The organism is Acinetobacter sp. ANC_7635 (assembly GCF_056779945.1).
Genome location: NZ_JBWYIS010000001.1, coordinates 467,042 through 489,868 on the forward strand (window position 1 = coordinate 467,042; position 22,827 = coordinate 489,868).

Sequence of the window (22,827 nt, forward strand, 5' to 3'; positions counted from 1 at the left end):
ATGCAAAGATTTGTAATCCCTCCTTTGCGGGAGGGTTATAGCTTTACGCCTGCACAGAATGTAATGGAGCAGCAAAGAATAGGAATGCCAAGGCAAAAACGTTTTGCTATTGGCATCCCTCATCAAGTGTCTGCAAGTGTTTTGTTGAGCCATGAGTTGGAGCAAAAATACTTTTGGGCTTTTTGGAACAACTATCAAAGAAAACCTGCAAAATTTTTGTGGGCTTTAAAAACCGATACGTTTGATTTAGAAGATCATGAGTGCAAATTCATGGTTAATAACTCAATTAGTGTTCAGGAAATTGGTGCCAATAAAATCATTGTTAATTTTGGCGTGTGGGTCAAACCACTCCATCGTGACGCCGTTATGGATCAAACGATTGTTGAGTATTACTCATCTGGCTTTAATCCAAATATTTCAAATCTCCTTGAGCACCTGGTTAACGTGGTAATGCCTGAGAATTTACAATGAGTGAAACGAATGAGTTTTATTTAGATTCCTCACCATCAGCTGTAATGCTTGAGTGTGTTGAAGTTAAACATAGCTTATGGCCTGAATCGCTAAGATTTGTGCGTAATCACGGTGATGGTGTCACTGTTAAGCATGAGGATAGGCTTGAGTATTTTTATCAGTTTATGCCTCTACAGCTTGACCGTGGTGCTACCACCAATGACTTAGATCAAACCATCAAAATTACGGTGGGTGATTTGGGTGAAGTAGTTCCGCAACTTCTGAAAATCATTGAGGATGCCGAATCAGACGAAAAGCCAGAAGTTATATACAGAAGTTATTCTTCAGAGAATCTTGATTCACCCCTATGGGTGATAGATGGCTTATTTGTAGATGAAGATGTTGGTGATGATCAGGCAACCACTTTTGATGCTTCAACACCAAGCGCAAACATGAATGAGACTGGCATGCGCTATACAGTCGAAGAATTCCCGGGTTTGAGAGGCTTCTTCTTATGAAAAGCATTGATCCATTGTTGGGTAAAAAATACTCATCGTCTTACCACTGTGTTCATTTTGTGATTGACGCAGCCGCATATCTTTTAGGTTTGGATTATTCACAAAATTTCATTGGTTTTACATCGTCATTACACGAAAGCCTAAAAGCTGAAAGACGTACGATGGTGAAGAACAAAGAAATAGAAGTGCCAATTCAGGGTTGTATTGTCCGAATGAAAAATGCAAAAGGTAGCTCCCATGTGGGGCTTTTTTATTGTGGTCAAATTCTACATCTAACTGAGTTGGGTGTTCATTACTTACCAAAAATTTCGCTAGAAAAGTTCTACAAGGATTTTACATATTATGACCCGTGTGCGTATTTATCCAAACCAACTTGATAGCCAAGATTTTACTCAGATGAGAGTCAAAGATGCTCTCGAAACATTCAAGATTATTAAGAAAAAACACCCGCAAGCGCGGGTTTTTTTACGCCCTGCGTGTAGTCAAAACGACATCACGCCAACCGATCAAAAAAGCCTAGAGCGCTTTAAATTATTAGCAAGTTACAATGAATTAGATATTGTTTGTTGTGCTGGTGAAGCAGCAACAATTATTGCTGTGGTTTCTCTTGTGGTGTCGGCAGGTATGGCTTTATATACCTACCTCAATATGCCAGACATGGATGCACCAACACGCGGATCGCCTAATAATGAGCTGGCAAATCGAACCAACCGAGAGCGTATAAACGGTCGTGTTCCAGATATTATGGGTTGCGATAAATCAATCCCTGATCTTATTGCACCGCCATTTGAGTATTACCAAAACAATATTGCTGTTGAAGAAAACTTAATGTGTGCAGGACGTGGATATTACGATATACAAGAAGTTCAAGACGGCAATACACCGTTAGGTGCAATTGAAGGTTCTGCAGCTAGTTTTTATGATCCAGGAACCGATATCACAGGTACGCCAGCACTTCAAATAGGCGAAACTTTTACTCATAAGCCGCCATTAGCTGTACGCTCAAGTTCTGTAAACGGGCAATCTTTAGAAAAACCAAATGAAGTGATGCTTGAAGGTGGAGTGTACTTTACCAGCGGTGGAATAATTCACTCAACAAGCTCAGATTTTACATCATTATTCGCTGTAAATGATCGTGTATCGATCAACTATGCTGAATTTGTTGCACAAGGTTTGATTACATCGGGTGCTGTTAATTTTAATCAATATGATCAGTTGGTTTTCACAAGATCAGTAGATATATCGGGAATAGATGCTTTTAAAACTGTCACCATTACTGGTGCGACAACTTATAAAGATATAACAGTTACGAATGCTGAAACACTCGAAGAAGAAATTCAGAGAATTTATTTTGATCTATCTGGAACTTATTCAATCTCAGCAGCTACCAAAACAACAAGCGGCTCAAATTTTATCTACACATTGACATTAGATAATCCTGAATCAGTGAACCCAAGTTGGACACATATTGATTCAGAAAAATCCCTAAACGTGGGTGTGGAGTTATTAAATTCATCAAATGTGATGGATTTAGATGGTTATTACACTGTTGCCAGCGTGACATCAACAACCCTAGAGCTGACAAACGCCTCATCAATTAATAGCGATTGGTTAAAGTTGCCAACATTTAACAATGGGTCCACTCTTGGGCTGCCAACCGATACGCCTATTCATATTGAGAAATTAAACAATAAGTGGGTTGGTTGGTTTGAAGGCAAATTAGACGGTGCTGAGAAATGCGTTTTTAATATCATTATGCCAAATGGTATTTCAAACGTGACCAATAAGGGTAAATTCACTCACGCATGGCTTGAACTTCAAGTTCAGTGTGAGGCTTATGACGAGGATAATGTAAAGATTGGTCCAACCATATCCGAAACACTATTTTTGCAGTTTGCTACACGAGATCAAATTGCCCGCACTATCTCCATTGATTTACCAGTAGGCACACATCGAGTCAGATTTAGAGCAGCTAAGGTTCGTGCAGAAACTCGAAACTCACCTGTAACAGAGGCAAAGTTGAAGTCTGTGTTTTTAGTTAAAGATATGGACAAGCTGGTTTATGAGAATGTGACTATTGTTCGTAGTAAAACTATTGCAACAACTGGCGCATTATCACTTAAAGAGCGCGAATTAAATGCAGAACTCACTAGTAAACTTTACAGTTACTCAGCTGGCGAAAAATCTATTACACGAGTAGCCACAACAAAATTTGCTGACATCGTTTGTCATCTGCACACTGATCCACTGATTGGTCGTAGAGATATCAGCACACTTGATGTTGAGGGGTTGTATTCAACACAGAGTGAAATTGAAGGCTATTTTGGCACACAAAAAGCGACTGAATTTAACTATACGTTTGATCAATCTAACTTTTCATATGAGGAAAGCCTCGCACAGATTGCTTCATGTGTGTTTTCAAATGCTCGACGAGAAGGCTCTAAGATTCACTTTAGATTTGAAAAACTAAATCCGAACTCATCCATTCTCTTTAATCACGCAAATAAAAAGCCATTCACCGAGACTCGATCTCGAAAATGGGGAAAAAATCGTGAGTTTGATGGAGTGGAAATTACTTGGAAAGATCCAGATGATGAATGGATTGAAAAGACTGTTAAAATTCCACATGACCTAATTTCAAACCCTAAAAAGATCGAACTAAATGGTGTGACAAACAAGTTTCAAGCGCACTTCATTGGTCATCGAGCTTGGAACAAGATGAGGTATCACAAGCGAACTGTGAGCTTTACAGCGTATGGTGAAGCCGACTTGGTGACGATCAACGATCGTATTTCTGTGACTGATGATCGAAAGCTCTACAAGATGTTGAATAATCTTGATTTGGGCTTATTGAGTGGTGAGATCGTCGAATGGGATTTACAAACCATTCGTGTTTCGATACCTACAAATCTAGATCCAAATAAGTCATACACAATTCACATCCAGCACATCAACCGCAGTGTCGAGACCATGAGTGTGATACAAGGTAACGATGAATGTGAGTTGATTTTAGGTAGGCTTCCAATCATGCCCTTGATTACGGCTGATCAGAGTGAAGAAGGGGCTAAATACTCAATTACGCTTGATACTGAAGCAGAGAGTGAAGCATTCCTAATCATGGAAAAGTCCAATTCAGGTTATTTGGAAAGCTCAATAACAGCTATGAACTATGACAGTCGATATTATTCAAACGACTTTGATCACATTAACAATTTAATCTAATCCACGCCCTCATTTGAGGGCTTTTTTATGGGTGGGGTATGACTCAGAATTTTGACGAAATTATCGAAGGCACAATCATTGATGCTGGGACAATGGGTGAAGCACTTAAAGAGGATAAAATTGTAGTGACTCGCTATGGCAATACTTTTGAGTCGCTCCCAATGATTGCAAGAGAAGCTAAGCAAGCCACAGACCAAGTCGTAGAAGAAATCCGTCTACGAGGTGGTTATTTTAAAACATACAACACTTTGGATGAAGCAAATGCTGATATAGCGAATATACCACTTGTTGCAACCGTGAAAGTGCGTGATGTAGCAGAAGGTGGGGATTATTACAAAGAATCGCTAGAGGCTACAAGCTTAACAAAAAGCTCTTATGATCCATTATCAAGTTCAAAAAATTATACGGATCAAAAAACAGCGTTTTGGCAAGTTTCCAACACGAATGTAAAAATGTTTGACTCATTTTCAGAATACTCAGTTGGTTTTGTTGGTAAAAACGGAAAAATGCCATTTGGCATTAAAAAAGATGGCACTGTAGTTTCTGAAAAAATAGAAGCTCAGAATCTTGCTGTTGAAGAATTTAATGTGAATGAATTTCAAGCAGAACAACAAACTATCGCAAGCATGAAAATGCAAGCATTAGATCCATTCTCAGGGTATGTTTTTGGCATCGGCAACGGACATAAATACCCTTTTGCACTCCGCAATGATGGTGTTATTCAGATTGATAAATTGAAAGTCAATAAAATTGAACTTTCAACCGAAGAAACAAAGAGTGAAAAATTTGGAAAAGCATCTCAAGAATGGTGGATTCATCCAGTCCATACTTATACAGAGAAACCATACCCTCGCGTAATTTCTGGGGTTTATGGTGAAGATGGCTCAATCATTGTTGGTGAATATGTTATTGGCCAAGGCATTACAAAACAGTTTACAGTCGGTAAATCATCTGTAATTGATGATCATGATGCACCCTCGGTCTGGCACAAGGAGGGTCGTCGGGCTATTGTGATGTGGCAGCATCATGATCGCACAAAATATCTACTTGCACGCACTTCAACGAGAGATGGCGATATTAGTACGCTGGAGTACGCAGCGACTCAACAGATCAGCACCGGTACAAGCAATATTTCTTATACGCAACTGCATTATTCTGAGACTGAAAGTACAGAATCGGATGATATTTTCTATGTGTTTTCTCGCTTTGCTCAAACAGCGTGGGGTTTTACCAAAATTGCAGTAAACCAGCTAACCGGCATTATCACTACGCTTGATCAGCATAAAATTTTGTCAGCTTCTGGTCAGTACTATATGACTTCAACATTTGCTGAAAACAAAATCAGGATTGCTTCTTATTACAATCCATCGCAGGAATTGAATCAAATCCATTATTGGGAGATTGACTTAGAAACTGGCGCTATGACTGATCATACAGGCGCAGTGGTTGGGAATATTATTTCGCACAATAATTTGCCTGTTGACATATCAATGGTAACGCCTGTTTTGGAACATAACGCAGCAATTGATAGACGCATGTTTTATGTGCGCTCTTTGCCGATGTCTCCTGCGATTCTCTATTTAGAGTGGACGGCAGGACAGTTGCAAAGCACCGGAAACTATAAAGTAATTTCTCTTGAATCTGACGGCAGCTGGAAAATTCGCACCTATGCAGCATCAGGTAAGCCCTTTTATTCCAACTACTTCGACGGTGCATCATTTCCTGATCCATGTATGAAAGATGAAATTATTGTTTGCAGGTATGACAACGCAAACAACCAAGGTGTACTCGAACGAGTAATTAATGACAATGAAACAATGATTACGATTGAATCTGCACGCGTTGATGCAGAACATTTAATCAGACCTATTTCGCCAAGAAATGGTGGAAATTTGTGCACGTACGTTCAGTTGCATGCATACGCAACTACAAGTGCTTTCAGTTTTGAAAGTGACGTTAATTTTATATTTTTAAAATAAGGAAAAATCATGACTGGCGTAAAATTTATTATTGATCGTGACTTCGATTACGGTATTGATGTAAATGAAACAGACGTGCGCTTAAATGCTGGTTCATTAGTTTTAATTGAGCCAGCACGCGATGGAGCAGTTGGTATTCCAACCCACTTGGTGAACTATGCCGCTGATCAAGCACGCACAATCACAGGTGCAACAATTGACAGCATTGAAGTGCGCAATACTTTAGCAGAAGTGGGTGGGCTTGCAGAACGAACCTTAAAGGGTGCTTTACACGGCATCTACCCTCCGTCTGTCAGCTCTGGTACCCCGCGCGGGGTATTGTCTGGTGTTCTACCCATTGCTATTTTAGATTATATGAAAGCAAACCCCACACATGCTTACTACTTATCATTGCATGCTGTGGTAACCAAAATTTCTACGGTATCAGGTTCAGAGGGCATTACCATTGCTGGTGTAAATGCTACTGCTGATCCACAGGATGCTAGTCAAATTACACCGTTGATTTATCAAAATAAATCAACGGGTCGAGTTGCTGGCGGTCGCGATGCTGGTTCAGATATGCTAGGGCGTTCAGTGGCTGCAAATTACAATCAGCCATTTCATGTTGATGTGGGGCAGTCTAAGTTAGTCTTAAATACATCAACTTCACCCAGTAGCCTTCGCGAGGAAATATTTACAATTGGTAGTCCGTCTGCTACGTCAGGTCGCTACAACGGCAATCCTTCATGGGCGCTTTATAGTTTGTATTTAGAAGACTTAACTGTATCTGGTCAAACTTACGAACAAGCACATGAGAAATCGCAAGAAGTATTCAACTCACGTTTCTCGTCGGGAGGCATCTATGCTAATGACACATGGACTACCCCAACTTAACCCCGTAGACATCATTTGATGTCTTAAATATCCAACAAAAAGCATAAGTTCTAATCTTCAATTAAATCAGGGTTTTTATTACCAAAATTTAGGGGGTTTAATGTCCGAAAAGGCGCAGTTAGCAGTTGATGCAGCGGTTGCCGCGTCCACAGCTACAAAATTTACATATGGGTGTCTAGGTATAGGCGCCCTTTTTTTATGGGGATGCCATGTCTGAAACAACTACAGCAGTAGCAGAAACTTCAATAGCAGCATTGGGCTCAAAAGCGACTTTAGGTGGTAGTGCAACAAGTGCTGCCGCTTTTTTTATAGGTATTAATTGGATTGGATGGCTTTCACTCGGGATAGCACTGCTCGGTCTAATTATAAATGCTTATTTTTCATGGCAAAGAAATCGACGCGAAAAAGCTGAACATGAATTGCGAATGGAGCAACTAAGAGGTCGATGCAATGTCAAACAAGACTAAATTAGCTATAGCTCTAACAACCGCCATCACAGGCGGTTTTCTTATATATGGACCTAGTGAAAAACAGGTTCAAGAAACAGCAGTAAAAGAGGGTTTTACCCCGCGCCCAGTAATACCAGTACCTGGTGATGTGCCAACTATCGGTCACGGCACTACAGCTTACCCTGATGGAACTAAGGTTAAACTTTCCGACCCAGCCATTACAAGAAAAAAAGCACATGAGTATCTTAAGGCGCATATGAATAAAGATGCTGTGCGATTTAATAAGTCATTACAAGGTGTGAAGTTAACCCAAACAGAATACGACCTTTACTTTGATTTTACTTATCAATTTGGGATTGGTGCATGGTCAAGCTCTTCTATGCTGCGCAACTTGAAAGTAGGCAAATACAAGGCCGCTTGTGAATCTTTACTTAAGTGGAGATATGTCGCGAAGCGTGACTGTTCTATTCGCTCAAATGGGTGTTATGGGGTTTGGCTGCGCCAGAAAGAACGCCACACAAAATGCATGGAGGTTAATTAATGTCAGCACTTATAGCCAAATTTTACGAAGCCGTCATCATTGCACTGACGGCTTTTTTATTAGTTGCACTTATTGGGTTTGGAATTCAGTCATGGCGTGTAAGCCACTGGCAAAACAAATTTAATGGTGCTGATGCAGAATGTGTTGAGCGAATAAACAAAGTTAATCAAGCCTACCAAAGCGCTTTAGAGGCTTGGAAAGCAAAAGTATTCATTGTTGAAAATGAACTCGAAGCCGAACGCAACAACATCAAAATTGAATTTAGAGATATTCGACATGAGACTCAAAAAATCATTACTGACCGCATTTACACTGATTGCAAGTTTACTGATGACGGCTTGCTTATCGCCAAAACCGCCATCGCTACCGCAAATTCCAGCAAGCCTATTAATTGATTGCCAAGATTTAAAGCAATTGGAGACTGGCGAAATGGGTGAGGCATTAATTTGGATTGTTGATACTTCTGAGCAATACGCAGATTGTAGAGCTAAAGTTAAAGCATTTATTAAAATCCATCAGCCCTCTAAATGAGGGCTTGCACAGCTCATTCGATTACAACGAATGTGAATGTTGGGGTATGTGTTGGAGTAGTTTAAATAACCCTAGATAATTACTAAGAATATCTATTAATCCAAGTTTTAGTTCGCTTAAAAAGCTTTAAATCAGCGTAAAAGAATGGGAACAACTCACCATAGTAGGGGAGTTTAACCAAGCTATTTAAATCAGTATTAGGCCCATTATTACAATCAATTGAGATTTTATCCAACATTCTATAAATGGGTTTTAAGGTCTGAATTAGATCATTCATTATATAAGGTTTAGATCGCTGTACTATATATTGATACATAAGAAGGTCAAGCCGCATTAATGGTTGTCCACTAAAGTCCAGATAATAAGTAAATCCAGCTGCATTTGGATACTTGTTATAATGTTTTAACAGTTCTGACTCTATTTTTTCACCTTTTACATACTCTCTTAAATAAGCCTCAGATATCTCCGCCCAACTATGAATTGGATGTTTGTCATACCTTTCATATTTGTTGGTTAATTTATTTAGATTTTGATAGCGCGTTTTATTGGCGTACGAACTTAAAAAATTAAATAGTTCGTAAGCCTGATGCTCTGTATCCAGCAGGGCGATTGGCGTGTTGTATTTGCTTCCTATTTCTGCGCAGCTATTAAAAAGTTTTATAAGATTATGGCCTTTCTTTTCTAAAAACTTAGCATCTGGTTTTTGGAAATTATTCGTATACATGTACTCTGACACTAAAGCTATTTTCAAAAAACGCTCTATACCGATACTTAAATTAAAAAATGAGGAATAAAATAATCCATCTTTATTATCATAAATGTTGGCTTTTGTTAGAAATTCGATTCCAGACAACATAGAAGATTGGATTAAATAACATTCTTGAAGCAAATCATTAAAATCGCTATTGCCGTACAATAAATTCATCATTTAAAATTTTATCCTTAATTAAATTTTCGGCCTGAATTTTAGTTTTTCTACTCATTAACTCCACACCCCACTCAAAACCACATAATTACTCTGCAAATTTAAACCCCACCCAGGCTCCTTCCTAAAAACCTCACCATTCCTAATCGTGTGTTCTATGTAAAAATAGACCCATGTTTTCATTATTATTCCTTCCAGCTATCCACCATATCAACCAAATCTTGCATCATGTTTACCCACTAACAACCTTAGCCCCATTCCAAAATTCACCTCTATTGCGCAACAATATTTTTTCAGCAACACCTCTGTCAATAAAAGTCTTTGCCTTTTCCTCATCATCTGTCCAGTACCATCCGCTTTTTATCTGCATATTAATTTCTGACACTTCCAAATAATCTGACTCATCAACAATATCTTGATAAGCTAAAAATTTGCCGTTCTTTTTGATATAGATGGGGCGCATGAGATTTCACCTTTCTATTTTAAATTTGACTTAAATATAGCAACGCTTAATTAGCTTTAATTACACCTGCTTCTTTTAAAATCCATTCTTCAATTCTTGTGTGGTGTACTCGCAGTAAATCTACAGGTCTGTCCTTATAATGCTTCTCAGCTGTTGCACTTGGCTTATGACCCATAATCTGTGCAACAACACCAGTTGGTATTTCAAGCCACTCGGCTAAATTTGAGAACGAACGACGTAAGTCGTGGATAGTAAATTTCGGCAAACCTTTTTCTTCTAAAGCTGCATAGTAGCTTCTTCGTATATCAGTAATATGACCAGACTTGGATTGTTCTGACCAAAAAACAAAGTCTAACTCGGGGTGTTTTGGAAGTTTTTTAAACAATTTTTCCACATAGGGGGTCATAGGGATAATACGATCTTCTTGCTCGACCTTATCCCATATAGAAATCGTTTTCCATTTAAAATCTAATTGTGAGTAGGTGAGAGAGCGCATTGACTCAGATCGTGGACCACACAAAATACTGATCTGTAAAAATGTCTTATGCATGATGTTTTGAATATCATTTACCGCTAAAAACCAATCCCTTAACTGATTTCTTTGCACCGAATTTTTAACAGGTTTAAGTACAGGAACAGCACGACGAACACGTTTTGCTTGATGCACTTTGGCGTCAATTAAATGCATATAGATGTCATGCTCTTGACACCAGTTTATGCATGATCTCGCGATTCTAAAACCAAGTGCTGCACGCCCTGGTCGTGTCTCAGCTTCTTTTGTCTGCCAATCGATCAGAGTGTCTGATGTGATTTTAACAAGTGGGATGTCCAACATTGATGCAAGAGCACCAGGTACTGTTAATCCCTTACCCCTAATTTTTTCTTCACCACCTCGGTGTGACAGTTCGATGTGGTCTCGCAAGTGACGATCCGACCAAAGATGCTTATTTGCATTTACATATTCTGCGAACACATCGCCAAACGTGATTTTTTCATTTTGCTTAGATTGAGAAAATTCATCATTTTTTTGATCTTCCTCAGCCTTGCTTCTTCTAGGGTCTATACCTTGGTCACAGAGTTGTTGTAGTCGCCTAGATTCTTTTCTAGCATCATCTAACGACCAAACGTTTACATCGCCAATGGTTATGCGTAAACTTTTACCTGAAGCACGACCTTGAAAAATGTAAGATCGATTCTCATTTTTTGTAACCCGAACAGAAAGACCAGGTGAATCTAGGTCCCAATAGAAAATTTGATTTTTGCCATCAGTGGGCTTTTCAAGCTTTAAGACCTTGGCGGTCGTGAATTTGAGCTTCATTTGCTTACAAGTGCTTACATCAGGGGTGGTGTAAGCACTATGTAAGCAAATTAATTCACTAATGGTCAACAAAAATAAATACTGTATTTGATTAAGTGTTTAATTTAATAAGACATTTAGCGTGTTTTTCAACATTGATAAATAGTGGTAAATTGGTAAAATTCAGGACTCATAATCCGTTGGTTGACAGTTCAAGTCTGTCTGGGCCCACCAAATAAAACGACCACTTACGCGCATTAATCGTAAGTGGTTTTTTATTTTTTAAATTTTGGTAAGCAAATGGTAACAGCTTAAAACATCAATTATTTATAGTGACCTTTAGGGAATAAAGAGTTCAAAGATAGAATATCCTGATTTAATCAATTTTAATGATTGTTCTACAATCTTGTTCAAAAGTCGATTTTTCCTAAGCTATTTAAATTTAATAGATAATTTGGATATGGGTTACACTCAATTTAGTAAATCTTTGAATAAGTGTATGAAATCTATTCATTTGGATTTAGACAATGATTGCAGTCTAAAAAATTCGGTCAATCAAGACACATGCTTATTTTTTTTCAACACTTAGAACTTCAAAAATTCTGTATTTTAGTAGAGTATTTAACCTCAACCAAAAGCCAACAGATCACACGTAATATAGCGGGCTTTCCAGCCTTTGTAGCCATTGCCGATCGTGTCCAATCGGATGACGATATGGCACCCCTTGAAGCAAGTCAGGATTATCCAAAATCAATCGATAAAGTTTGGCATTTTTCAGGGTAAGGTCGTGATATTAAGGATTTTGAGTTATTTCTTCATCAGGCTAGTTCAGCTCAGATTAGAAATTTACTTTTGATCACTGGTGATAAGCTTAAAGAGCATAGTGATGGGAATGATCAATTTGAACGTACCCGATATCTAGAATCGATTAATGCAGTGATGTCCGCAAAGAATTATGGTGGCTTTAATATAGGTGTAGCATTTAGTCCCTTTAAATATACTGAGGCTGAGCATTATGCTCAATATTTAAAATTACATAAAAAATTTAGTGCCGGCGCAGATTTTATTATTACTCAATTAGGGTATGACATGGATGCCTCAAAAGAGATAAAGTCTTTTCTAAATCATTACCATTACAAACAAAAAATACTGGCTTGCGTTATGCCACTGAGCTTGGCACGGGCCAATTTTATAGTCAAAAATAAAGTCGCTGGTATTGTGATTACACCTTATATGTTGAGTTGGCTGAGGAAAAACAGAATGGATTGGCTGAAAATGCGTATAAGCGGTGTGCCATACAAATATTGATGTGTAAGCTTTTAGGTTTTAATGGTGTTCATCTTTCAGCATGCGAAAATTCAGAAGAACAGAAGGTTCTGCAAAATTATATTAGCAATATCAACATGATGATTTAGAGGAACTTGAAGCACGCTGGAAATCTCTTTGGCAGATTAAGACTGGAGATGAGTTTGTTCCAGAATTAACTTATGATGCGCGTCAACCGACATTAGGTCAGCTGATTAAATATCATCATTTGCATGTCATGCATAAAGCCCTTTTTGAGTCCAAAATCTCTAAAGGTGTAGGTAGGTTTATTTTTAAAGCGTCCTTTTGGGATAATGAGTTGGCATCAAAAACTTTGTTAAAAACCGAATTTAAGTCAAAACATATGGTTGTGGGCTGCGAAAATTGTGGTCAATGTAGATTGGCTGATACTTTATATATTTGCCCTGAAACATGTCCTAAAGGACTTGCAAATGGTCCTTGCGGTGGCACCACATTAGATCGATGTGAGTTTGGAGATCGTGAATGCATTCACTCTGTAAAAGCCCGATTAGCCAAAGCCGTAGGACATACTGACGTTTTAAAAGATACCCTGATTGCAACCGTACCCATTGAAGTTCGTGGAACCAGTTCTTGGAAAAATTGGTTTTTGGGAAAAGTTTAAGTCTTTTCAATTTCTTGTATGGGTTGATTTATAGTATTGAAATGCAATTATTAATTAGCGTTATATAGGGGCTTAAATTAAATTATCCTATAAATCTAAAAGCCAAAATTTAATCTATTTTCCTATATATCAATATTTACTGATTCTTAAATTCTCATGATGGCTCTATAATTTATTTATTACATAGATGTAAAACGAGAATTAAGGATGAGCATAACGCCCATTAAGTCAGGCACTGGCAATTTAGCTAATGTGATTTATCAACAAATAAAGAATGATATTTTTAGCTTTAAGCTCAAACCTGGACAACGTTTTACTGAAACGGACCTTTCTGAAAAGTATGAGGTCAGCCGTACCCCAACACGGCAAGCACTGTATCGTCTTGAACAGGAAGGCTATGTGAATGTGCATTTCCGCAGTGGTTGGGAAATTAAGCCTTTAGATTTTACCTTTTATCAGGAGCTCTTTGATTTACGTATGATCTTGGAAAAAGAGGCTGTTAAACGTTTATGCGTAATGGATCATGAGCAATCTGAAGAATTACAGAATTTAAAGCGATTATGGCTTGTAGACGAACAGGACTATAACCAGAACACCCAAGCATTGGTGCTGCAAAGTGAAGATTTTCATTGTGCCTTGGTTAGAGCTGCAGGAAATCGTCAAATCGCCAAGATTCATCATGAAATCAGTGAAAAAATCCGAATTGTGCTCAGTCTAGGCGCTATGCGTGAATTCGATATCCAGCATGCTTATCATGATCATGCTGCAATACTTAGATGTATTTTAGCTCGTGATGCTCATGGGGCGATCCATTTAGCAGAACATCATGTCTTACATAGTATTGAAGACGTGAAGAAAATTACCCTTAAAATATTTTCAACTGTTTAGGATAATTTATTAAAAAAATGCCAATTTTCAAAAATTGGCATTTTTTTTGCTTCTAATCCATATCTTGTATACAAGAATGTACACAAAACTAATCCAGCGATGCTAGAACAACTTGCGCTTAGTTTTAGTGCATTAATTTTATGAATAGTGCACCAATTTGAAATCACTATTTGTAAATGCATCAATATTGTGCGTATAGATGAGGATAGTTTTTTTGAAATCGCGTGTAGTTTTTTTAATGAGTTTGGTTGGTATAAATGATCAGGTGATTGCAACAGATCAGGTCAAAACCTTAGATACGATTTATGTCAGCACAACTTTAGCCTCAGAATCTACACAGCAATCTCAAGCTTTAAGCAAGTTTCAGCATGATCTATTGGATATCCCGTTTAATAAAAGCCATTTGTCGCAAGACGTTATCCAGCAGCAAGATATTCAGCGCATGGATCAAGCCCTCAGCATCGTGAGTGGGGTATTGCATCAAAATAATTATGGTGGGGGCTTTTGGGATAACTATTCATTCCGAGGATTCCAAGGCAATCCCAATATGGGGGTGAATGCCATTCGTAATGGGCTAAGTGTCAATCGTGGCATTTCTGCACCTAAAGATATGGTCAATATTGAATCACTGGATTTTTTAAAAGGTCCCAGTGCCGCACTGTATGGACGTGGTGAGGTCGGTGGGGCATTGAATGTCACCACAAAAAAACCAAAATGGACGTCTGAAACAACGCTTAATCTTCGTGGGACAACACAAGATGAATATCGTTTAAGTCTTGAACAGACCGCGCCAATCAGCGATGCGTTGGCGTATCGAATAGCCGCTGCAATGGAAGATAACCAGTCTTTCCGTGATCATGTCAGTAGCCAACGTTTATTTGTCGCGCCACAATTCTCATGGAAATTATCTGAAAATACCCAAGTGGATTTAGATACTGAATTTACCCAGCATCTAGGCACATTTGACCGTGGTATCACGGCTGTCAACAACCAGTTATTGATGGATCCAAAGACCTTTACGGGTGAGCCTTCTGATGGTGATATGCGCGTCAAAGACAATCTCTATCAAGTACGATTAAAGCATCAGCTCAATGACGCATGGCAGATGAATGCTGCGATCAGTTATAAAGATGCGCAAATGGTCGGCTATTCAACAGAACCACGCAAATTACAGGTCGACCTTGAAACATTAGAGCGTCAGCGTCGTCATCGTGATTATCAGACCGAGGATATGCTGCTCCAAAGTGAATTACTTGGTCAACTGCAACTCGGTCATGTTCAGCATGAATTGGTACTCGGTGCAGAAACAGGGCGTTTGGACTTTATGCAACGTCAATTGCGTCTTAATCACTCGGCTGCTCAGCCAAATTGGATCAACATTTACAATCCCACTTATGGGCAATTTAGCTCTGAACTACCTTTACATACCGATTCCGATGAACGTCAGCAGTACATGGCTGTGAATGTACAAGATCAGATCTTTTTTAATGACCAATGGAATGTGTTATTCGGAGGTCGATTCGATCGTGTCGAACAGCGCTTCATCAACCATCGCACGCAGTTCAAGGATCAGAGTACAGCACAAAAGTTTAGCCCACGCATAGGCCTTAATTACCGTCCTACACCAGCACTGTCTGTATATAGCAATTATGGTGAAGCATTTTCCATGAATAATGGCATGGGTCGTACAGGGGAGACGTTTGCACCTGAAACAGCGAAAAGCTATGAAATCGGCGCGAAATACCAATGGCAAGATCACAGTATGCTTAGCATCGCCTTGTTTGATATGAGCAAAAAAAATGTCCTGATGACGGATGCGATTGACCCAAACTTTGAAGCTGCAGTCGGTGAAGTGAAAAGCAAGGGACTTGAAATTGACTTCAACCATCGTATCAATGACCAGATGCTGGTGTCAGCAGGCTACGCCTATATGGACGCCAAAGTCAGCAAAGATGATGTGTTGCCTGCAGGCTCAGCACTGAGCAACGTACCCAAACATAGTGCACATGTCATGGCAAGTTATGACCTTTGGCAAAATACGCAACATGCAGCAGGTCTAAATTTCAACCTCAATTATGTCGGGCAACGGAGTGGAGACAGCCCAACCAATACGGCTAATGGTTTCAGCTTACCTGCCTATACCGTATTGAACCTTGGGGCTTATTACCAAGCAAATCCAAATTTACGCTATCAACTGAATATTCATAATCTGTTAAACGAGGAATATTATCTATCCAGTTATAGCCATGTATGGATTCAACCCGGTGAGCCGATCAAAGCAGCGTTATCGGTACAGTGGCAATACTAATGCAAAGATTTATTGTCCTTTTACTGAGCTGTGTACTGTTGGGTTGTACGGCAACAGAGCAACCGATATCAGCAAAAATACAAAGCCCAACATCGCACTGTGTGGTTGATAGCTCAGAGACCGAAGTCTGCCTAGCTCAGCCAGCACAGCGCATTGTGTCCTTGTTTGAATCAGGTTTAGACGGGCTATATATGTTAAGGCAGGGTGCAAAGGTCGTGGGGATTCCTGCTGAGGTGTATTTACAGCCTTTGTTATTTGATGCCTACTCAAAAATGGATCCGCGTATTGCAAATAAAGAACTTACCACACCTTCGCAAGGTTCAAATGCCACTAATATTGAAAGCTTAATGCTGTTAAAGCCGGATTTGGTCATTTTAGTCAGTGGACAAACACAAACCATTCAATTGCTTAGACAGTTTGGTATTGCGGTCTATGTGATGGAATCAGGCACTTACGATCAGGTGAAAGAAGAGCTGTATGAAATTGCACAGCTTACAGGTGCTGAGCAACGGGCTAAAGAAATTCTCGAATTTTCAGATGCGCTTCTGGCTGAAGTGGCATTCACAACCTCAAAGCAAAAATATAAGCAATCAATATATTACGCATGGTCAGGTGGGCGAATTTATTCAACTTCAGGACGCAAATCGATTACCAATGATTTTATTGAATTGGCAGGGGCTTACAACGTGGTTAAAACGGAGACCAGTCAACCGAATGTCAATCCTGAAACACTGATTGAGTGGAATCCTGACAATATTGTGCTGTGGAATACCGACCCCAAACTGATTTATCAGCGTAAAGAATTGCAAGGTCTAAAAGCAGTGCAACAGCAGAAAGTATTTAATCTCAGCCCTGCATTTATCTATAACCCACATACCATCAAAATTATTGTGACTGCGATTTATCTACATCATCACATTTATCCTGACACCTCAGACTTAGCAGTTGAAGCTTTGCAACTCAAGATTTTACAGAAGCTCTATGGTCAGAAAATTGCCAAGGAGTTGATGTCATGAGCCATACCTCATGGAAATACACTTGGTTTTATCCATTGCCGATTCTGCTGATTTTTGTGTCGCTGTTGCTCGGCCCCAGTCAAACATTAAACGCAGGGGATTATGCACTATGGTTTATCCAGTGGATATTTGGTACAGCGTATTTTGATGCGCAACAATTTAGCTTGATGCAAAATATTGTCTTCAATATTCGCCTACCACGCATCTTATTAACCTTTATGGTCGGGGCGGCTTTGGCAACAGCCGGCAATGGTTTACAAGCTTTATTCCGCAATCCCTTAGTAGATTCATACGTACTCGGGATTTCTTCAGGTGCCGCCTTTGGTGCGGCTTTAGCATTATCTTTGAGTTGGTTATCGCCCAATTTATCGGCGTTTATTTTTGGCGTATGTGCAGTGGCATTAACCTATGTGTTTGCCCAGCAAAAGCATGAAAGCCAAACTTCATTGGTGATGGTGATTTTATCCGGCATGATTGTTTCAGGTCTGTTTTTAGCAGGACTGACCATTATTCAATATTTAAGTGATCCTTTTAAATTACAAGCGATCGTGCAGTGGACCATGGGGAATTTACATCAGGCATCGTGGCAGAAAGTCCAATATGCGATTGTGCCGATTACGGTGGCTTTAATGGGCTTATACGCCATGCGTTGGCGCTTGAATCTGATGGCATTGGGAGCTGATGAAGCACAAGCTGTGGGGGTGAATCCGAAGTGGGAGCAACTCATACTGATTGTATTGGTGACGCTATGCACCTCTACTTCAGTGGCTGCTGCAGGCATCATTAGTCTATACGGACTATTTATGCCGCATATTGTGCGCATGCTGGTCGGCCCTGACCACCGCTACAGTATTCCTGCCAACATGATTCTAGGCGGTAGTTTTTTACTGCTGATTGATAATTTTTCACGAGTTATACTGAGCTTTGAAATTCCAATCGGCATTTTCACCATGCTCCTCGGTGCGCCATTTTTTTTATTATTGATCAAAACACAAAGGACGGCTTGGGCATGATTCATATTGAACAGTTGAACTATGCCTATGGGCATAAACACGTGTTAAAAAATATTCAGCTTGAATTCTCAGCGCATCAGTTCTCGGTGATTTTAGGTCGCAATGGTTGTGGCAAATCCACCTTATTTAAGCTGATGGCAGGTTTAGAACAGACCACAGATGGGCAAGTACTTTATGCGGGTCGGGCTTTAGAACATATAAAAGGCAAGGAAAGGGCCGCGCTACTTGGGTTTTTACCGCAGTTCCATAAAACGGTTTTCCCATTTTTAGTTAAAGACGTGGTGATTACAGGTCGGGCTGCATTCAGTCGATTTCGACCATCCAAGCAAGATTGGGACATGGTTGATCAGGCTTTAATGGATCTCGATATCGAACATTTAAAAGAGCGTCCTTATACCGAGCTGTCAGGGGGGGAACGTCAATTGGTGATGATTGCCCGTATTTTGGTACAAGCACCAAAAGTGATTTTATTAGATGAGCCGACTAATCATTTGGATGTTTATTATCAATCTTATTTGATGAAAAAACTACGTCAATTGTCGCGACAGAATTTTACTGTGATCGCTATTATGCATGACCCGAATTTGGCATTTTTATTTGCCGATCATTTGTTCTTTATGCGTGAACATGAAGTGATTCGTCCTGATTCAAAAGCGCGTCTCACCGATCCGAAATTTTTAAAAAGCGTCTACGATGTCGAGTTTCATGAAGCTATGATTCAAGATAAAACCATTGTTATCCCTGATCATTCTTGGTTGTAAAATGAATTTAACCTATGAAACACTGCAATCCGCCGATCAATCTGTCATTCAATTTGCTTTATATTCACGGCAGCTTTTATTTCCAGAACTGTATGGTGCTTGTATTCCAAAAGATATTGCCCAGTTTGAGCAGTACTATGTGGACAGTCCTTTAGGCTGTTTTATCGTGGTCAAAAATCAAGCCAAAATTATTGCAACGATTGCTTACCGTGCCTATGACGGACGTTTTGATTTGGATATTGCTGAAGGTGCTGTTGAGGTGGTCAAACTTTTTGTACTGCCTGAATATCGTCGACAAGGCATTGCCACGCAACTGTGTCAGTTATTATTTACACATGCCGAGCAACACGGCATAGAAACCTTGTATTTGCATACACATCCATTTTTACCTGCAGCGGAGCAATTTTGGCGTTTACAAGGTTTCGACGTGATTAAACGTGAGTGGTTAAAAACTTACAATACCATTCATATGTTAAGAACTATAAAATCTGATCATCGATTTTGAAATTTAGCCATAAGCTTAATTATTTATATAGATTATAGCTAAATACTGAAGTAATCAGTCTAGATCATCCAGAGCATTTGAATAGAATTTCACACCTATTTTGATGCGATCACGCCCTTGGCTCATACGCCAACGATTAGTATCACGTAAGGAATAGGCGCAACCACAATATTCCTGTTGGTAAAACTCCTCTTTTTTGCTGATTTCGAGCATACGCACAGCACCACCATTCTTACGCCAGTTGTAATCCCAATAAGTTATCCCTTCATAATGTGAAGCTGAACGATGACCACAGTCGTTGATTTGCTTCATATCTTTCCAACGGGAAATACCAAGCGAACTACTTATTAGACTGAAGCCATTTTCAGCTGCATATAAAGCTGTACGTTCAAAACGCATGTCAAAACACATAGTACAACGAATGCCTTTTTCAGGTTCATTTTCCATACCTTTGGCGCGTGCAAACCAATTGTCTGTATCGTAATCACAGTCGATAAAAGGAATGTTATGTTTTTCGGCAAAGCGAATATTTTCTTCTTTACGAATTTCATATTCTTTGACAGGGTGAATATTGGGGTTATAAAAAAAGATCGAAAAGTTGATGCCTGATTCAATCAGGGTTTCCATCACTTCACCCGAGCATGGTGCACAGCAGGAATGAAGTAGAAGTTTGTCGTGACCTGCTGGGAGAGACAGTTTTTGACGTTCAAGTTTGTTTGACATGGTTATATAGGTTTAAATTTAAACCCTATATTTTAAAGATTGAGTTGATAATTAAACCTCTAATAAGCTGATATTTTCTAAGGTTAGGTTGAGATAAATTCACTTGAGCACCATTTGAGTGAACGGAATCGCATCCGTATACCAGTGATCTACTCATTAACTGCATGGATAAGTTAGCTCATCTATTCTAAATCGCTTTGAAATAGCGAATATGCTTTAACATGAGGGATTCTCATCTTAAGCTGAATTTATATCGTTTTACTCACTTTATTATTCACGTTTAAATACAGCCATTCAGAAATTTAGCTTTTTATAAAATTTTAGGTGGCAATCTCCATGAGTACAGCATTTGAGTGTTCAATTAAACGTATCCGTTTTGATGAAAACTATACGCCAGCAGAAAGTACACGTTTGACTACAAACTTTGCTAATTTGGCTCGTGGTGAAAGTCGTCAGGAAAATCTGCGCCGTACACTTGCGATGATCAACAACCGTTTTAATAACTTGGCGACTGTCGATAATCCTAAAGGTGATCGCTATTCACTTGAGATCGACATCATTTCTGCAGAAATTGATATCGAAGGCAATGGACAAACTTTCCCATTTATTGAAACACTGAAAAGTGTGGTGATTGACCACCAAACAGGTGAACGTATTGAAGGTATGATTGGCAATAGCTTCTCATCTTATGTGCGTGATTATGACTTCAGTGTGGTATTGCCTCAGTTGGGTTGTGGCGTGGGTGAAAAACCTGAAGATTTTGGTGATCTACATGGCAAATTGTATAAACATTTGGTGAATTCAGCAGTATTTAAAGCAGAATTCAATAAAGAACCAGTAATTTGCTTAAGTGTTTCAACCTCTAAAACCTATTACCGTACCACCAACGTACATCCTATTTTGGGTGTGGAATACAAAAATGATGAATATTCACGTACCGATGAATATTTTGCCAAAATGGGCTTACGTGTACGTTATTTCAAACCTGAAGGTGGTAACGCACCACTCGCATTCTATTTTGCTGGCGATTTAGTCCGAGACTACACTGATTTTGAATTGATCAGTGCGATTGCGACCATGGAAAGTTTCCAACGCATCTATCGACCTGAAATCTACAACACCAATTCTCCTGCAGGTGTGGTGTATCAACCAAGTTTAAGCTATGGCGATTATTCACTTACACGTGTGGTGTATGACCGTGTAGAACGTGCTGAGTTAGCAGTCAAACAAGGTAAATGGACAGAAGAAAATTTCATTAAGCCTTATCAAGACATTTTAAATGAATGGGCTGAAAATTTCGAAGTCGAAACAGCTGCTTAAAACATCCAATTGATATACAGATTCACGAATTTAGAGAAAGAAGATTAGACATGGCACTTACACCACCGAAATTATTACTCCCAACTTCAACTGCGGGTAGTTTACCGAAACCATCTTGGTTAGCTGAGCCTGAAAAACTATGGTCTGCATGGAAACTCGAAGGGGAAGAGCTTCTTGAGGCAAAACGTGATGCATTGAAATTATCATTACATGAGCAAGTCACTGCTGGTATTGATATCGTGAGTGATGGTGAACAAACCCGTCAGCACTTCGTCACTACATTTATTGAGCATCTTGAAGGTGTGGATTTCGAAAAGCGTGAAACCATGCGTATTCGTAATCGTTATGATGCAAGTGTACCTTCTGTTGTGGGCGAAGTTTCTCGTAAACAATCGGTATTTGTTGAAGATGCGAAATTCTTGCGTAGCCAAACCAATCAGCCAATTAAATGGGCGTTGCCTGGTCCAATGACCATGATTGATACTTTATTTGATGGTCACTACAAGAGCCGTGAAAAATTGGCTTGGGAATTTGCCAAAATTTTAAACCAAGAAGCTTTAGAGCTCGAAGCAGTAGGCGTGGATATTATCCAATTCGATGAACCGGCGTTTAATGTATTCTTCGATGAAGTAAATGATTGGGGGGTACCAACCTTAGAGCGTGCACTTGAAGGTTTAAAATGTGAAACTGCGGTTCATATTTGCTACGGTTACGGGATTAAAGCCAATACCGATTGGAAACAAACTTTGGGTAATGAATGGCGCCAATACGAAGAGTCATTTCCGAAGCTACAACAATCTAAGCTCGATATTATTTCGCTTGAATGCCAAAACTCACGTGTGCCAATGGATTTGATTGAATTGATTCGTGGTAAGAAAGTCATGGTCGGTGCAATTGATGTGGCAACTAATCAAGTTGAAACCGCAGAAGAAGTCGCGAATACCCTGCGTAAAGCTTTGCAATTTGTGGACGCGGATAAGCTTTATCCATCAACGAACTGTGGTATGACGCCGCTCTCTCGTCAAGTGGCACGTGGCAAGCTTGAGGCTTTAAGTGCTGGAGCTGCCATTGTCCGTAAAGAGCTAGAAGCTTAATCA

At 39.4% G+C, this 22,827-nt stretch carries 21 protein-coding genes and 1 pseudogene; 18 read left to right on the plus strand and 4 right to left on the minus strand.

The features are described 5' to 3' along the window. The 9 genes from AC1M89_RS02420 to AC1M89_RS02460 all read left to right on the plus strand — a co-directional run bounded on the left by AC1M89_RS02420 (position 1) and on the right by AC1M89_RS02460 (position 8,427). Complete coding sequence (locus AC1M89_RS02420) at positions 1-471, plus strand: hypothetical protein (protein ID WP_481613840.1); 471 nt, start codon at positions 1-3, stop codon at positions 469-471. Continuing rightward, positions 468-968, plus strand: a complete 501-nt coding sequence (locus AC1M89_RS02425) for a DUF1833 family protein (RefSeq protein WP_481588281.1) — start codon at positions 468-470, stop codon at positions 966-968. Before AC1M89_RS02420 ends, AC1M89_RS02425 begins: the two co-directional genes overlap by 4 nt. Next, complete coding sequence (locus AC1M89_RS02430) at positions 965-1,345, plus strand: hypothetical protein (protein WP_481613841.1); 381 nt, start codon at positions 965-967, stop codon at positions 1,343-1,345. Before AC1M89_RS02425 ends, AC1M89_RS02430 begins: the two co-directional genes overlap by 4 nt. Beyond that, complete coding sequence (locus AC1M89_RS02435; RefSeq protein ID WP_481613842.1) at positions 1,311-4,190, plus strand: host specificity factor TipJ family phage tail protein; 2,880 nt, start codon at positions 1,311-1,313, stop codon at positions 4,188-4,190. Before AC1M89_RS02430 ends, AC1M89_RS02435 begins: the two co-directional genes overlap by 35 nt. A 38-nt stretch (positions 4,191-4,228) precedes the next feature. Beyond that, positions 4,229-6,169: a hypothetical protein gene (locus AC1M89_RS02440; protein ID WP_481613843.1), complete on the plus strand. Its 1,941-nt coding sequence runs from the start codon at positions 4,229-4,231 to the stop codon at positions 6,167-6,169. A 9-nt stretch (positions 6,170-6,178) separates the two neighbouring features. Then, complete coding sequence (locus tag AC1M89_RS02445) at positions 6,179-7,042, plus strand: hypothetical protein (RefSeq protein WP_481613844.1); 864 nt, start codon at positions 6,179-6,181, stop codon at positions 7,040-7,042. A 209-nt stretch (positions 7,043-7,251) separates the two neighbouring features. Next, positions 7,252-7,509 (plus strand): holin, encoded by a 258-nt coding sequence (locus AC1M89_RS02450; protein WP_481613845.1) that lies wholly within the window; start codon positions 7,252-7,254, stop codon positions 7,507-7,509. Continuing rightward, on the plus strand, positions 7,493-8,032 hold the full coding sequence (locus AC1M89_RS02455) for a glycoside hydrolase family protein (RefSeq protein WP_481613846.1): 540 nt from the start codon (positions 7,493-7,495) through the stop codon (positions 8,030-8,032). Before AC1M89_RS02450 ends, AC1M89_RS02455 begins: the two co-directional genes overlap by 17 nt. Next, complete coding sequence (locus AC1M89_RS02460) at positions 8,032-8,427, plus strand: hypothetical protein (protein ID WP_481613847.1); 396 nt, start codon at positions 8,032-8,034, stop codon at positions 8,425-8,427. Before AC1M89_RS02455 ends, AC1M89_RS02460 begins: the two co-directional genes overlap by 1 nt. 218 nt (positions 8,428-8,645) lie before the next feature. On the opposite strand, the gene AC1M89_RS02465 is transcribed toward AC1M89_RS02460, so the two are convergent. The 3 genes from AC1M89_RS02465 to AC1M89_RS02475 all read right to left on the minus strand — a co-directional run bounded on the left by AC1M89_RS02465 (position 8,646) and on the right by AC1M89_RS02475 (position 11,269). Further along, positions 8,646-9,491, minus strand: coding sequence for a hypothetical protein (locus AC1M89_RS02465; protein ID WP_481613848.1), 846 nt, complete (start codon positions 9,489-9,491; stop codon positions 8,646-8,648). A gap of 229 nt (positions 9,492-9,720) precedes the next feature. Then, the gene (locus AC1M89_RS02470) at positions 9,721-9,951 is read right to left on the minus strand and encodes a hypothetical protein (protein ID WP_481613849.1); all 231 of its coding nucleotides are present in this window, start codon (positions 9,949-9,951) and stop codon (positions 9,721-9,723) included. A 46-nt stretch (positions 9,952-9,997) separates the two neighbouring features. Next, entirely contained in the window at positions 9,998-11,269 is a 1,272-nt protein-coding gene (locus AC1M89_RS02475) for a tyrosine-type recombinase/integrase (RefSeq protein WP_481613850.1), read from the minus strand. 543 nt (positions 11,270-11,812) lie between these two features. Here AC1M89_RS02475 and AC1M89_RS02480 point away from each other — a divergent pair. The 7 genes and pseudogenes from AC1M89_RS02480 (at position 11,813) to AC1M89_RS02510 (ending at position 19,687) form a co-directional block, all read left to right on the plus strand. After that, a pseudogene (locus tag AC1M89_RS02480) lies at positions 11,813-13,196 on the plus strand (methylenetetrahydrofolate reductase C-terminal domain-containing protein). 207 nt (positions 13,197-13,403) lie between these two features. Next, positions 13,404-14,084 (plus strand): GntR family transcriptional regulator, encoded by a 681-nt coding sequence (locus tag AC1M89_RS02485; RefSeq protein ID WP_481613851.1) that lies wholly within the window; start codon positions 13,404-13,406, stop codon positions 14,082-14,084. 214 nt (positions 14,085-14,298) lie between these two features. Beyond that, positions 14,299-16,392 carry a TonB-dependent receptor gene (locus tag AC1M89_RS02490; protein ID WP_481613852.1) on the plus strand — a complete coding sequence of 698 codons (2,094 nt, stop codon included), beginning with the start codon at positions 14,299-14,301 and terminating at the stop codon, positions 16,390-16,392. Beyond that, on the plus strand, positions 16,392-17,408 hold the full coding sequence (locus tag AC1M89_RS02495) for an ABC transporter substrate-binding protein (protein WP_481608427.1): 1,017 nt from the start codon (positions 16,392-16,394) through the stop codon (positions 17,406-17,408). Before AC1M89_RS02490 ends, AC1M89_RS02495 begins: the two co-directional genes overlap by 1 nt. Beyond that, a complete protein-coding gene (locus AC1M89_RS02500; protein WP_481608428.1) occupies positions 17,405-18,421 on the plus strand; it encodes a FecCD family ABC transporter permease in 1,017 nt (338 codons plus the stop codon). Before AC1M89_RS02495 ends, AC1M89_RS02500 begins: the two co-directional genes overlap by 4 nt. Beyond that, on the plus strand, positions 18,418-19,182 hold the full coding sequence (locus AC1M89_RS02505; protein ID WP_481608429.1) for an ABC transporter ATP-binding protein: 765 nt from the start codon (positions 18,418-18,420) through the stop codon (positions 19,180-19,182). The genes AC1M89_RS02500 and AC1M89_RS02505 overlap by 4 nt, the downstream gene beginning before the upstream one ends. A gap of 1 nt (position 19,183) precedes the next feature. Then, positions 19,184-19,687, plus strand: coding sequence for a GNAT family N-acetyltransferase (locus AC1M89_RS02510; RefSeq protein ID WP_481589882.1), 504 nt, complete (start codon positions 19,184-19,186; stop codon positions 19,685-19,687). Between the two features lie 54 nt (positions 19,688-19,741). On the opposite strand, the gene AC1M89_RS02515 is transcribed toward AC1M89_RS02510, so the two are convergent. Further along, positions 19,742-20,410: an epoxyqueuosine reductase QueH gene (locus AC1M89_RS02515; protein WP_481613853.1), complete on the minus strand. Its 669-nt coding sequence runs from the start codon at positions 20,408-20,410 to the stop codon at positions 19,742-19,744. Between the two features lie 336 nt (positions 20,411-20,746). Here AC1M89_RS02515 and AC1M89_RS02520 point away from each other — a divergent pair, with 336 nt between their 5' ends. Beyond that, the gene (locus AC1M89_RS02520; RefSeq protein ID WP_481613854.1) at positions 20,747-21,730 is read left to right on the plus strand and encodes a putative oxygenase MesX; all 984 of its coding nucleotides are present in this window, start codon (positions 20,747-20,749) and stop codon (positions 21,728-21,730) included. A 50-nt stretch (positions 21,731-21,780) separates the two neighbouring features. Beyond that, positions 21,781-22,824, plus strand: coding sequence for a methionine synthase (locus AC1M89_RS02525; protein WP_481608431.1), 1,044 nt, complete (start codon positions 21,781-21,783; stop codon positions 22,822-22,824). Positions 22,825-22,827: the final 3 nt, after the last annotated feature.